Annotated in this window: 12 protein-coding genes; 11 read left to right on the forward strand and 1 reads right to left on the reverse strand. The window is 68.8% G+C overall.

Going from position 1 to position 12,053, the window contains the following annotated elements; translation table 11 throughout:
* The first annotated feature begins 8 nt into the window (after positions 1-8).
* Positions 9-440, forward strand: coding sequence for a MarR family winged helix-turn-helix transcriptional regulator (locus ACFV4K_RS04695; RefSeq protein ID WP_379272099.1), 432 nt, complete (start codon positions 9-11; stop codon positions 438-440).
* A 60-nt stretch (positions 441-500) separates the two neighbouring features.
* On the opposite strand, the gene ACFV4K_RS04700 is transcribed toward ACFV4K_RS04695, so the two are convergent.
* The gene (locus ACFV4K_RS04700; protein ID WP_379272101.1) at positions 501-2,009 is read right to left on the reverse strand and encodes a PucR family transcriptional regulator; all 1,509 of its coding nucleotides are present in this window, start codon (positions 2,007-2,009) and stop codon (positions 501-503) included.
* 164 nt (positions 2,010-2,173) lie between these two features.
* On the opposite strand from ACFV4K_RS04700, the gene uraD reads away from it, so the two are divergent.
* The 10 genes from uraD (at position 2,174) to ACFV4K_RS04750 (ending at position 11,863) form a co-directional block, all read left to right on the forward strand.
* Positions 2,174-2,689 (forward strand): 2-oxo-4-hydroxy-4-carboxy-5-ureidoimidazoline decarboxylase, encoded by a 516-nt coding sequence (uraD, locus tag ACFV4K_RS04705; RefSeq protein ID WP_379272103.1) that lies wholly within the window; start codon positions 2,174-2,176, stop codon positions 2,687-2,689.
* A 93-nt stretch (positions 2,690-2,782) separates the two neighbouring features.
* Complete coding sequence (locus ACFV4K_RS04710; protein WP_357287521.1) at positions 2,783-3,655, forward strand: FAD binding domain-containing protein; 873 nt, start codon at positions 2,783-2,785, stop codon at positions 3,653-3,655.
* Positions 3,655-4,128 carry a (2Fe-2S)-binding protein gene (locus tag ACFV4K_RS04715; RefSeq protein WP_379272105.1) on the forward strand — a complete coding sequence of 158 codons (474 nt, stop codon included), beginning with the start codon at positions 3,655-3,657 and terminating at the stop codon, positions 4,126-4,128. Before ACFV4K_RS04710 ends, ACFV4K_RS04715 begins: the two co-directional genes overlap by 1 nt.
* Positions 4,125-5,477: an 8-oxoguanine deaminase gene (locus ACFV4K_RS04720; RefSeq protein WP_379272106.1), complete on the forward strand. Its 1,353-nt coding sequence runs from the start codon at positions 4,125-4,127 to the stop codon at positions 5,475-5,477. Before ACFV4K_RS04715 ends, ACFV4K_RS04720 begins: the two co-directional genes overlap by 4 nt.
* Positions 5,474-7,807, forward strand: coding sequence for a xanthine dehydrogenase family protein molybdopterin-binding subunit (locus ACFV4K_RS04725; RefSeq protein WP_379272108.1), 2,334 nt, complete (start codon positions 5,474-5,476; stop codon positions 7,805-7,807). Before ACFV4K_RS04720 ends, ACFV4K_RS04725 begins: the two co-directional genes overlap by 4 nt.
* Before the next feature lie 134 nt (positions 7,808-7,941).
* Positions 7,942-9,378: an NCS2 family permease gene (locus ACFV4K_RS04730; protein ID WP_379272109.1), complete on the forward strand. Its 1,437-nt coding sequence runs from the start codon at positions 7,942-7,944 to the stop codon at positions 9,376-9,378.
* 2 nt (positions 9,379-9,380) lie between these two features.
* Positions 9,381-10,496 carry an XdhC family protein gene (locus ACFV4K_RS04735; RefSeq protein ID WP_379272111.1) on the forward strand — a complete coding sequence of 372 codons (1,116 nt, stop codon included), beginning with the start codon at positions 9,381-9,383 and terminating at the stop codon, positions 10,494-10,496.
* 34 nt (positions 10,497-10,530) lie between these two features.
* The gene (locus ACFV4K_RS04740; protein WP_379272113.1) at positions 10,531-10,914 is read left to right on the forward strand and encodes a gamma-glutamylcyclotransferase; all 384 of its coding nucleotides are present in this window, start codon (positions 10,531-10,533) and stop codon (positions 10,912-10,914) included.
* Positions 10,902-11,708, forward strand: a complete 807-nt coding sequence (locus tag ACFV4K_RS04745; RefSeq protein WP_379272154.1) for a hydroxypyruvate isomerase family protein — start codon at positions 10,902-10,904, stop codon at positions 11,706-11,708. Before ACFV4K_RS04740 ends, ACFV4K_RS04745 begins: the two co-directional genes overlap by 13 nt.
* A complete protein-coding gene (locus tag ACFV4K_RS04750) occupies positions 11,705-11,863 on the forward strand; it encodes a hypothetical protein (RefSeq protein ID WP_379272114.1) in 159 nt (52 codons plus the stop codon). The genes ACFV4K_RS04745 and ACFV4K_RS04750 overlap by 4 nt, the downstream gene beginning before the upstream one ends.
* Positions 11,864-12,053 lie beyond the last annotated feature (190 nt).

Here is a 12,053-nt window from a genome sequence, read left to right on the forward strand (position 1 = left end):
TTGTCCCGGTGAGCTGTTCCGGATCGCAGGGTGGATCCCTGACCTTCATGGTCCGCACGGTGTGGCTGAGCATGCGCTCGGCCATCGGTGACGAGCTCGCGGAATTCGGTCTCACCACCTCGCAGTACGCGACCTTGATGATGACCCGTGAGCAGGGCGGAAAGTCGATCTCCGACATCGCCCGCGATGTCGGCAGCACCCGTCAGGCCGCCAACGAAATGCTCGGCGGCCTGGAGAAGGCGGGTCTGATCGAACGCCGCCCCCACCCCACCGACCGCCGCACCCACCAGGTCTTCGTCACCGACGAGGGCCGTGCGGTGTACGCGAAGGCCCATGCCGCGGTGAACCGCCGCGAAGCCGAACTGGAGGCGGGCTTCACGCCCGAACAGCGTGCCGCCGTCCGCGAATGGCTCACCGGTATGGCCGAAGCCTGCCGCTGAGCCGAGGGGCACCCGGGGTCGCCCGCCCTCGCTGCCCGCCATGGTGCAGCGGGGGCGGGTTCAGCGCAGGGCCAGGGCGAGGAAGAAGTCGACGCGGTCTTCGAGGCGGGACAGGTCGCGGTTGGTGAGTTCCTCGATGCGCTGGATGCGGTAGCGCAACGTGTTCACGTGGACGTGCAGTAGATCCGCGCACTTGGTCCAGGAACCGGAGACCTCGAGGAAGGTCTCGAGGGTGTGGACCAGGTCGGCGCGGTTGTCCTGGTCGTAGACGCGCAGGGGGTCGAGGAGGCGGACGCGGAACATGCGGCGAACCTCGTCGGGGACGCTGGCCAGCAGCAGCATGTGGGTGGCGAGTTCGTCGTGGCGGACGACGCTGGTGGTTTGCTGGCGTTCGGCGGCCATGCGGCGGGCATACCGCGCCTCCTCGACCGCGCCGCGCAGACCCTCGCCGTCGACCGCGCCGCTGATGCCGACGGACAGGCGGCTCAGTTGCAGCCCGGGTTCGAGGGCTTCGATGGCACGGTGGATGTGGTCGTCGAGGGCCTGTTCGTCGCCGAGCGCGACCAGCAGGATGACCTCGCCGTCCACGACGCCGATGGCAGGGCTTCTGCCGTAAAGGATTTCGCGCAGCACCGCGCGCAGTTCACCGGGCCGCACCGCGCCGGAGTCGGCGGTCGCGGCGACGGCCAGGTAGCGGTCGGACAGGCCCAGCCCGGTCAATTCCAGCCGCGAGATGATGTCGGCGGGCTTGGCCTCGGACATGATCAGTTCGATCAGTTCCTGCGCGAGGCGGCCCTCGGCGCTGTGCCGGTCGTCGTGGCGGGCGCGTTCGAGCGACACCACCGCGGCGAGTTCGCCGATGAGCGCGCGGCGTTCCTCCGGCCAGTCCTTGAAGTCGCTCTCGAAGACCAGGAACCAGTCCGCGATCCGCGAGGTGGCGTCGGCGTCGACGGCGAACAGCGTGTACCGGATCTGGTTGCAGGACAGCACATGCGGCAGCCGCCGCGCGCTCAGGAACGCCGACCGCACCTGCTCGGGCAGGTCGCGGGTGGGCCCGGCGACCACGCGCCCGATGGACGACACCACCCAGCAGCGGGTACCGAGCGTGCGGTGGACCAGGTCGAGGACCGAGTCCAGTCCGCCGCCGGACACCAGCTGCCGATGCCGGTCCAGGATGGCGCCCAGGTCCGCGGCCCGCCCCGAGGACAGCTTCCGGTTGATGGTCTCGGTGACGGTCGCGAACGCGATCCGCTCCTCGACCCGGAACAGCGGGATTCGGTGTTTCTTACAAGCCGCGACCAGATCCTCGGGCGCTTCGCCGTAGAGGGCGTCACCGGCGGCGAGCGCGGCGACCCGGGCGCGGGCGAGCGCGCCGACGAAGGTGTCGCTGTCCTCGGGGCGGTGCCGCCATTGCAGCCCGGTGAGCACGAATTCTCCGCCGGAGAGATACCGGCCCGGGTCGAGCATGTCGGTGGTTACGACCCAGCGTACGAAGCGGTCCAGCTCGTCCTCTCCGGAGACGAGCCGCAGGCCCAGATCGTGCATGGTCAGCAGGGAACGTAACCGCATGATTCTCGAGGCTAACAGTGAGTGACGCGACGGTTACCGAACTTGGATGTAACTACGAACGCGCCCCTGTGAAGCAGGCCACAGGTTCGGAGGTCTCGTCCTATCGGGCATGACCACCCCCCGGGTTTAGTGGTTGACACACGCAGAACACGGATGGAGGTCGGATGTCGAGTCGCCTGGAATGGCTCGGGTCGCTGCCCCTGGAAGAAGCCGAGACGCACCTGCTGACCTGCAACGCGTCTCGGACCTGGGCTCGCAAGATGGTGGCGAATCGGCCGTACGCGGACGAGTCGAGTCTGATCGCCGCGGCCGTGGCCGGGGTCGCCGAACTGAGTTGGGCCGATGTCGAGGAGGCGCTCGACGCGCACCCCCGCATCGGCGAGCGCGAGGCGGCCCGGCACCAGTCCGAGCGTGAGGCGCGGTGGTCGGCCGACGAGCAGTCCGGAGCGTCCGAGGCCGACGCCCGGGTGCTGGCCGAGCTGGCCGCCTGGAACCTCGCCTACGAGGAGCACTTCGGCCAGGTCTTCCTGATCCGGGCCGCCGGCCGCAGCGCCGCGGAGATGCTCGCGGAGCTGCGGCACCGTCTGGGCAACCCGGCGGCCGAGGAACACCGCGTGGTGCGCCGCGAGCTGGCCGACATCACCGGCCGCCGGGTGCGCAAGCTCCTGGAGGAGCGATGAACGACCCCCGTAACTGAGTCCCCACTCCTTCTCTACGTACCGGGGCAGCCGAGGCTGTCGTACCTGCGCAGAACCGATATCTAGAGGAACGCAATGGATTTCCTACAACCGGGCAGCTGGGCCGAGGCGCTCCAGCTGAAAGCGGAACGCCCCGACGCGGTTCCGATCCAGGGTGGCACCGATGTGATGGTCGAGATGAACTTCGACGTGCACCGCCCGGACGCCCTGCTGGACCTGAACCCGTGCCGGGAGCTGTTCGGGGTGGACGAACAGGCCGACGGCCGCATCCGCCTCGGCTCCGGCGTCCCGTTCGTGAAGATCATCAACCGGTACCAGGATCGCCTGCCCGGTCTGGCGCAGGCCTCGCGCACCGTGGGATCCCCGCAGATCCGCAACCGCGGCACCGTGGGCGGCAACCTGGGCGGCGCGTCGCCCGCCGGTGACGCCCACCCGGCGCTGCTGGCCGCGAACGCCGTGGTCGAGGTCGAGTCCGCCGCCCGCGGTACCCGCATGATCGACATCGACGACTTCTACGTGTGGGTCAAGAAGAACTCCCTGGAGCCGGACGAGCTGATCCGCGCGGTGTGGCTGCGCCCCGCCAGCGGCCCGCAGTACTTCTCGAAGGTCGGCACCCGCAACGCGATGGTGATCGCGGTGTGCTCGTTCTCCGTTGCCCTGCACGCGGATTCGCGCACGGCGGGCGCGGGCATCGGCTCGGCCGGCCCGACCCCGATCCGTCCCGTCGAGGCCCAGGACTTCCTGGCCGCCAACCTGGACTGGGACAACGGCGGCGCGCTGAACGAGGAGCTGGCCCACGAGTTCGGCCGTCTGGTCGGCGCCGCGGCCAAGCCCATCGACGATGTGCGCGGCACCGCCGACTACCGCCGGCACGCGTTGTCGGTGATGGCCCGCCGGACCCTCGGCTGGGCGTGGAACGACTACACCGCGGAGAGGAGGGCGGCCTGATGCGTATCGACTTCACCGTCAATGGAGACCGGGAAACCGCCGACGACGTCTGGGAAGGTGAGAGCCTGCTGTACCTGCTGCGCGAGCGGGTCGGCCTGCCCGGCGCGAAGAACGCCTGCGAGCAGGGCGAATGTGGTTCCTGCACCGTCTATCTGGACGGCACCCCGGTGTGCTCGTGCCTGGTGGCCGCCGGTCAGGTGCAGGGCCGTTCGGTCCGCACCGTCGAAGGTTTGACCGAGGGCGACAAGCTCGACCCGATGCAGCAGGCGTTCGTCGAGGCGGGCGCGGTGCAGTGCGGCTTCTGCACGCCCGGCCTGATCGTGCAGGCGCACGACCTGATCGAGCGCGTCCCCAACCCCTCCGATGTCGAGATCCGTGAGGCTCTCGCCGGAAACCTGTGCCGCTGTACGGGTTACGAGAAGATTCTGGATGCCGTGCGCATGGCGGCCGAGCGGAGGGCGTCGGCGAAATGACCAAGCTCGTCATCGAGAACGCCTATATCGCACCGGTTGTCGGTGCCGAAATTCCCAACGGCTATCTGATCGTCGGCGACGACGGCCGGATCGAAGCTCTCGGCGCAGGACCTGCGCCGATGGTGGTGGGTGCTGAACGCCTCTCCGGCACCGGCTGCCTGGTGACCCCGGGCCTGGTGAATACCCACCACCACCTCTACCAGTGGGCCACCCAGGGCCTGTTCCAGGACGCCACCCTGTTCGAGTGGCTGACCGGGCTGTACCGCCTGTGGGCCACCATGGACGCCGAGATCGTCTACGGCGCGGCCTCGGCCGGCCTGGGCTGGCTCGCGCTGACCGGCACCACCACCTCCACCGATCACCACTACGTGTTCCCCAAGGGCCGTGGCGATCTGTTCGACGCCGAGGTGCGCGCCGCCCGCGAGCTCGGCATCCGGTTCCACCCCTGCCGCGGTTCCATGGACCGCGGGCAGTCCCACGGCGGTCTGCCGCCGGACGAGGTGGTCGAGAACCGCGAGGAGATCCTCCTCAACACCGAGGAGATCATCAACAAGTACCACGACGCGTCGTTCGACTCGATGCTGCGCGTGGCCGTCGCCCCCTGCTCGCCGTTCTCGGTGTCCGAGGGCCTGATGGTGGAATCCGCCGCCCTGGCCCGTCGGCACGGCGTCCGCCTGCACACCCACCTCGCCGAGACCCTCGACGAGGAAGAGCACTGCATCGAGCAGATGGGTTGCACCCCGGTCGAATACATGGAGAAGCTGGGCTGGCTCGGCGACGATGTGTGGTTCGCCCACGCGGTGCACCTGCACGACAAGGACATCGCGGCCTTCGCCAGGACCGGCACCGGTTCCGCGCACTGCCCGACCTCGAACGCGCGGCTGGGCGCGGGCATCGCGCGAGTGATGGACCTGCTCGCCGCGGGCGCCCCGGTCGGCCTGGGCGTGGACGGCGCGGCCTCCTCCGAACTCACCTCGATGGCGGGGGAGATGCGGCAGGCCATGCTGTTCCAGCGCGCCGTGCACGGCCCCCGCGCCATGACCGCCCGACAAGCCCTCGAGGTCGGCACCCTCGGCGGTGCGCGGAACCTGGGCCGCCAGAACGAGATCGGCTCCCTGGAGGTCGGCAAGCTCGCCGATATCGCGGTCTGGAAGGTGGACGGCTTCCGCGCCGCCATCGAGGACCCGGTGTGCTCGCTGGTGTTCGGCCCGCAGCCGCCGCTGGCTCGCCTGCTCGTGGGCGGCCACACCGTCGTGGAGAACGACGAGCTCGAGACCATGCCGCACGACCGGGTCGGCGCGAACGGCGTGGCCGCGCGCAAGCGAATCATGAAGCAGGAGAACCGATGACCATCGCACGCACCACGCGGTTCCCCGCCGACGTGCCGATCCCGGGCAGCGGCGGCATCGGTGAGAGCCCGCTGCGTCCCGACGGCACCCTCAAGGTGAAGGGCGAGTTCGCCTACTCCTCGGACCTGTGGATCGACGGCATGCTGTGGGGCGCGACCCTGCGCAGCCCGCACGCCCGCGCCAAGCTGATCGGCATCGACACGGCCGAGGCGCTGGCCATGCCCGGCGTCCACGCCGTGCTCACCCACGAGGACGTGCCCGGCCGCAAGGTCTACGGCCTCGACCACACCTGGGACCAGCCGGTGCTGGCCTTCGGTGAAGTGCGCCACCACGGTGAGGCCATCGCCCTGGTCGCCGCCGACCACCCCGAGATCGCGCGCCGCGCCGTGGCCGCCATCGAGGTGGAATACGAAGTGCTGGAACCGATCACCGACCCGATGGCCGTGATCGAGGACCCGGTCGGGCTGGCCGTGCAGGAGCGCGGCGGCATCGCCCGCTACCAGCCGGTGCGCGCCGGCGACATCGAGATCGGCAAGACCCTGGCCACCGTCGTGGTGAGCGAGGAGTTCGAGGTCGGTATGCAGGACCAGGCCTTCCTGGGCCCCGAGTCCGGCATGGTCATCCCCAACGAGGACGGCTCCCTCGACTTCTACGTCGCGACCCAGTGGCTGCATTGGGACCTCACCCAGATCGGCCCCTGCCTCGGGTTGACCGAGGACCAGATCCGGATGACCATGTCCGGTGTCGGCGGCGCGTTCGGCGGCCGCGAGGACCTGTCCATGCAGATCCACGCGGGCATGCTGGCCATGCGCACCGGCAAGCCGGTCAAGATGATGTACAACCGCCAGGAGTCGTTCTTCGGCCACGTGCACCGGCATCCGGCGCGCATGCGCTACGAGTACGGCGCCACCGCGACCGGAAAGCTCACCTACGCCAAGGTTCTCATCGTCCTCGACGGCGGCGCGTACACCTCGGCCACCCAGAACGTGATCGGCAACGCCGCATCCCTGGCGCTGGGCCCCTACGAGGTCCCGCACCTGGAGATCGACGCCTACGGCGTGTACACCAACAACCCGGTGTGCGGCGCGATGCGCGGATTCGGCGTCGTGCAGGCGTGTTTCGCACACGAGTCGATGATGGACAAGCTCGCCGAGGCCCTCGACATGGATCCGGTCACGGTCCGTCAGGTCAACGTGGTGTCGCAGGGCTCCACGCTGGCCACCGGCCAGATCGTGCACGCGCCCACTCCATTGGTCGAGATGCTCGACAGCCTGCGCGACATGGAACTGCCGGACTCGGTGGACACCACCGACATCCGCAACCTGCCCGGCGGCGCGTCCCAGACCACCCACGGCGAGGGCGTGTACCGCGGCGTCGGCTACGGCGTCGGCATCAAGAACATCTGCTTCTCCGAGGGGTTCGACGACTACTCGACCGCCCGCGTGCGGCTCGAGGTGATCGGCGGCGAGCCGGTCGCGCTCGTGCACACCGCCGGCGCGGAGGTCGGTCAGGGTCTGATCACCCTCGAGGCGCAGATCGCGCGCACCGAACTCACCATCGACCGCGTGGTCAGCCACCCGTCGGACAACAATGTCGGCAGCTCCGGCTCCTCGTCCGCCTCCCGTCAGTCGTACATGACCGGCGGCGCGGTGATGACCGCCTGCCGCGCGGTCGCCGACGAGCTGTTCGTACTGGCGCGCAAGAAGTTCGACGTGCACGGCTTCATGCACCTCGACGGCGGCAAGGTCGTCAAGAACAACGGTGAGGTGGTCGCGTCGATCGAGGACGTCCTCGGCGACGACGTGATCGACCTGACCCGCGAATACCACCACCAGCCCACCACCGGTATGGACAAGGTCACCGGTCAGGGCTCGAGCCACACCCAGCTCGCGGTCTGCGTGCACCGGGCGGTGGTCGATGTGGACACCGAACTCGGGCTCGTGAAAGTCGTTGCCCTGGACGCCGTCCAGGACGTCGGCAAGATCATGAACCGGCTCTCGCTGGAAGGCCAGATCCACGGCGGCTCCATTCAGGGCCTCGGTCTGGCGGTTATGGAGGAAATTCAGGTCACCAATGGCAAGGTGCGGAACCCGTCCTTCACGGACTATCTGATCCCCACCATTCTCGACACACCCCCACAGAAACTGGAGATCCTGGAGAACCCGGATCCGCACGCCCCCTACGGGTTACGCGGCGCGGGCGAGCCTCCGACCCTCTCCTCCACGCCTGCGATCGCCGCAGCGATTCGCGATGCCTGCCGCAAGCGGGGCGGCACCGGGAACATCAACCGCGTGCCCGTGCGTCCGGAAGACATCATCCGGAACAGTTGACTAACAGGGGCAGACCGCGCTCCGCGGCTAGGCGGAGCGCGGTAGGGACCCCACAACAAGCATCACCGAATCCGCGGCCCGGGATTACCCAGCACCCCGGGCCGCTGGTCGGCTACGCCCATAGGAGGGCAGCCATGACCCAGACTCAGTCACCGATCACTACCCCGGAAACCGGGGGGTCCGCGCTCGAGAAGTTCTTCAGGCTATCGGAGCGCAAGACCACCATAACCCGTGAAATCCGTGGCGGCATCACCACATTCGTCGCTATGGCGTATGTCATATTGCTGGTCCCGCTAATTCTCGGCGGCGTCGCCGACTCACACGGCGACAAGCTCAGCATCGCGCAGCTCACCACCACGACCGCCTTCTCGGCCGGTCTGACCACCGTCCTCATGGGCCTGGTCGGCAATGTGCCCCTCGCGCTCGCCGCCGGTCTCGGACTGGTCCCCGTGGTCGCCTATCAGGCCGCGCCGCACATGACCTGGCCGCAGGCCATGGGCCTGGTGGTGCTGATGGGCATCGTCATCGTCATCCTGGCCGCGACCGGCCTGCGGACGATGATCATCAACGCCATTCCGCTGGCCATGAAGAACGCCATCGGCGTCGGCATCGGCATGTTCATCGCCATGATCGGCCTGGTCTCCTCCGGGGTCGTCGGCCACGGCGCGCCCGGCGGTCCGCCGGTGACGCTCGGCGTGGACGGGCATCTGGCCGGTTGGCCCACCGTGATCTTCGCGATCGGCCTGCTGCTGATGCTGGCGCTGTTCATCCGCAAGGTGCCGGGCGCGATCCTGATCAGCATCGCCATCTCCACGGTGCTCGCGATCGTGGTCAACGCCATGGCGGAGGTCGATCCGAAGGCGTGGGGGACCGTCGTCCCCGAGAAGCCGAAGTCGCTGTTCGCCTCTCCCGATTTCGGTCTGATCGGCCACCTCGACCTGTTCGGCGGCTTCGCCGGCGCGGGCGCGGTGACCGCCACCGTGGTGCTGTTCACTTTGGTGCTGACCGGCTTCTTCGACGCCATGGGAACCGTTTTCGGCGTCTGTGACGAGGCGGGCCTGACCGACGAGAAGGGTCAGGTGCCCTGCATGGGCAAGATCCTGACCACCGACGGTGTCGCCCAGATCGTCGGCGGCCTGTCCGGCGGAGCGGGCTCCACCGTGTACGTCGAGTCCGCGACGGGTGTCGGTGAGGGCGCCCGTACCGGTCTGGCCAGCGTGATCACCGGTGGATTGTTCTGCGCCGCCATCTTCTTCACACCGATCGCGGCCGTGGTGCCGATCCAGGCCGCGGCTCCGGCCCTGGTGCTGGTCGGCGCGCTCATGATGACGCAGGCCCGCAAGATCGACTGGAACGATCTCGAGGTCGCGGTGCCGGCCTTCATCACGATCGTGCTCATGCCCTTCACCTACTCGATCACCAACGGTGTCGGCGCGGGCCTGATCGCCTACACCGTGATCAAGCTCGCTCGCGGGAAGTACCGCGAAATCCATTGGCTGGTGGCCGTGGTCAGCGTCGTCTTCGTCGCCTACTTCGGTATCAACGGCATCGAATCGGCCCTGGGAGGCTAGCCATGCGCGACATCGCGGCACAACTACTGGAATGGCACGCGGCGGGCAAGGACTACGCCGTGGCCTCCATCATCGGGATCGGCGGCTCCGCGCCGCGGCCGATCGGCGCGGCCCTGGCCGTGGACGCCGACGGCACCGTCGTCGGGAGCATTTCCGGCGGCTGCGTCGAGGGCGCGGTCTACGAGTTGTGCCGTGAGTCGCTGGCCACCGGCGCCACCATCCGGGAGACCTTCGGCTACAGCGACACCGACGCCTTCGCCGTCGGATTGACCTGTGGCGGAACGATCCAGGTGTTCGTCCAGTCGGTGACCGAAGCCAACCGCACCGCGGTGGAACAGGTCCTGCGAGCTGAGGGGGAGGCCGTGGCCATGGTCCGCGACCTCGACAGCGGCGCCGTGATGGCGCTGGGCACCTGGTGGAACTCCGGTCACGAGTTCGACGATCGCGTGATCGCCGAAGCCCAGGCCATGCTCGACGCCGGCGCGACGGCGGTGCGAACCGTCGGTTGCGGCGACGAGGAGATCACGGTCTTCGTGGAATCGCATGTGCCGCCGCCGCGGATGATCGTCTTCGGGGCGATCGACTTCGCGGCCGCGGTGGCCCGGATCGGCAAATTCCTCGGCTACCACGTCACGGTGTGTGACGCGCGGGCGGTCTTCGCGACCCCCGCGCGCTTCCCCGACGCCGACGAGGTGGTCGTGGAATGGCCGGACAAATATCTGGCCCGGACCCGGGTGGACGCCCGGACCGTGGTCTGCGTACTCACCCACGACGCCAAATTCGATGTGCCGCTGTTGCGAGTGGCGCTTCGCCTGCCGGTGGCGTTCGTGGGTGCGATGGGATCCCGGCGCACGCACGAGGACCGCCTCCAGCGGCTGCTCGCGGTCGGGATGACGAATGCCGAACTGGCGCGGCTGAAGTCGCCCATCGGACTGGATCTCGGCGGCCGCACTCCCGAGGAGACGGCAGTCTCCATCGCCGCCGAGATCGTGGCGGTCCGCCGTGGGGGCACCGGGATATCCCTGGGCGCCTACGGCGGACCGATCCACCGCGACGCGGTCGCGGTGCCGGAGGTGATCGTGCCGGACTCCCCGGACGCCCTGCGGCTCTCCGTCTGACCCGCCCCGCCGACCCGATGAGGAGCCCACGGTCATGCCTTTGATCTTCCTGAACGGGGATGCCATGCGCGGCGAACCCCTGAACTACCTGCTCGAGGGCGCGCCCTGCGTCGGGGAGGTCACCACCGCGCCGCAGTACCGGTTCTATTCGGTCGGCGACCGTTTCCCCGGCCTGCACCCCGTCGCCTACGGCGGTGCGCCGATCACGGGTGAACTGTTCGACGTGCCGATGGAGGTGCTGCGCAACCGCTTGCTCCCGGCCGAGCCGCCGGAACTGGAACTCGGTGTGATTGCCTTGGTCGACAACCGCTCGGTGCTGTCCATGCTGCTGCGGCGACCGGTCATCTCCGACCCGCAGCTCATCGACATCACCGATTACGGCAGCTGGCACACCTACCGGGAGGAATCGACACGATGAAGTACACCGCCGACGGAGCTCTCCGGAAATTCGACGCGCACTGCTCGATCCTGTTCGCCGACCTGCCGCTGCTGGAACGTCCGGCGGCGGCGAAGGCGGCCGGGTTCGACGCCGTCGAATTCTGGTGGCCGTTCGGCGAGAACCCGGTGCCGGGGGACAAGGAGGTCGACGCGTTCGTCTCCGCCGTCTCCGACGCCGGTGTGCGGCTCATCGGTCTCAACTTCATCGACCTGGTGCCCGCGGGCCGCGGCCTGGTCTCGGTGCCCGGGCGGGAATCCGAGTTCCGGGACAATATCGACGTCACCGTCGGCATGGCCGAACAGCTGGGCTGCCGGTCCCTGAATGCCTTGTACGGCAACCGGATTCCGGATGTGGACCCTCGGGTGCAGGATGAGCTCGCCCTCGGGAACCTCCGCCTGGCCGCCGATGCCGCCGCGCGCATCGACGCGCAGGTCGTGCTCGAGGCGCTGAATTCGATCGAGTCGCCCGACTATCCGATCGTCTCCGCCGCCCACGCGATCCGGGTCATCGACGAGGTCGGCGCGCCGAACCTCCGATTCCTCTGCGACCTCTACCATCTCGCCCGGATGGGCGAAGACCTGTTCGCCGTGATCGCCACCTACGCCGATCGGTTCGGGCACGTCCAGATCGCGGACGCCCCCGCCCGTAGCCGCCCCGGCACCGGCACCCTCGACTTCGAAGCCCTGTTCGCGGCCCTGGATTCCGCGGGCTACGACGGCTGGATCGGCCTGGAATACCAAGACCCCGACCATGATTGGAGCTGGATCGCATGATCGCCGCCCCGGCCGCAGCCCTGCCGTGGACCCCGCACGGGCACTGCGGCTCCGCGCTGCCCGCCGGAGGGGTGATCGAGCGTTTCACCGTCCAGCTTCCGGTCCTGGATCCCACCGTGACCACCCACCCCGCGCCGGGAGCCGCTGACCGATGAGGGGTCAGCGGTTCCCGCGCTCAATCCCGAGGCGGCCGCCGCGGTGGTCTGCCCATCCGCACCAGATACGTCTTGGCCTGTAACTTGGCCGGGCACACGGTGATCGGACAATCCGCATGCTCCCGTAACGCCCGATTCGCCGCATCCTCACTCATTACCGCCAGGGCACTGTGCCCGGTCGCTGGAAGCC

Source organism: Nocardia sp. NPDC059764, from assembly GCF_042732555.1.
In the GTDB taxonomy this organism is placed as follows: domain Bacteria; phylum Actinomycetota; class Actinomycetes; order Mycobacteriales; family Mycobacteriaceae; genus Nocardia.

Coding starts and splice junctions, on each gene's coding strand:
- ACFV4K_RS04740 (WP_379272113.1), top strand. CDS start 10,531: ATGCCTTTGATCTTCCTGAACGGGGATGCCATGCGCGGCGAACCCCTG.
- ACFV4K_RS04710 (WP_357287521.1), top strand. CDS start 2,783: ATGGATTTCCTACAACCGGGCAGCTGGGCCGAGGCGCTCCAGCTGAAA.
- ACFV4K_RS04730 (WP_379272109.1), top strand. CDS start 7,942: ATGACCCAGACTCAGTCACCGATCACTACCCCGGAAACCGGGGGGTCC.
- uraD (WP_379272103.1), top strand. CDS start 2,174: ATGTCGAGTCGCCTGGAATGGCTCGGGTCGCTGCCCCTGGAAGAAGCC.
- ACFV4K_RS04750 (WP_379272114.1), top strand. CDS start 11,705: ATGATCGCCGCCCCGGCCGCAGCCCTGCCGTGGACCCCGCACGGGCAC.
- ACFV4K_RS04700 (WP_379272101.1), bottom strand. CDS start 2,009: ATGCGGTTACGTTCCCTGCTGACCATGCACGATCTGGGCCTGCGGCTC.
- ACFV4K_RS04735 (WP_379272111.1), top strand. CDS start 9,381: ATGCGCGACATCGCGGCACAACTACTGGAATGGCACGCGGCGGGCAAG.
- ACFV4K_RS04720 (WP_379272106.1), top strand. CDS start 4,125: ATGACCAAGCTCGTCATCGAGAACGCCTATATCGCACCGGTTGTCGGT.
- ACFV4K_RS04725 (WP_379272108.1), top strand. CDS start 5,474: ATGACCATCGCACGCACCACGCGGTTCCCCGCCGACGTGCCGATCCCG.
- ACFV4K_RS04715 (WP_379272105.1), top strand. CDS start 3,655: ATGCGTATCGACTTCACCGTCAATGGAGACCGGGAAACCGCCGACGAC.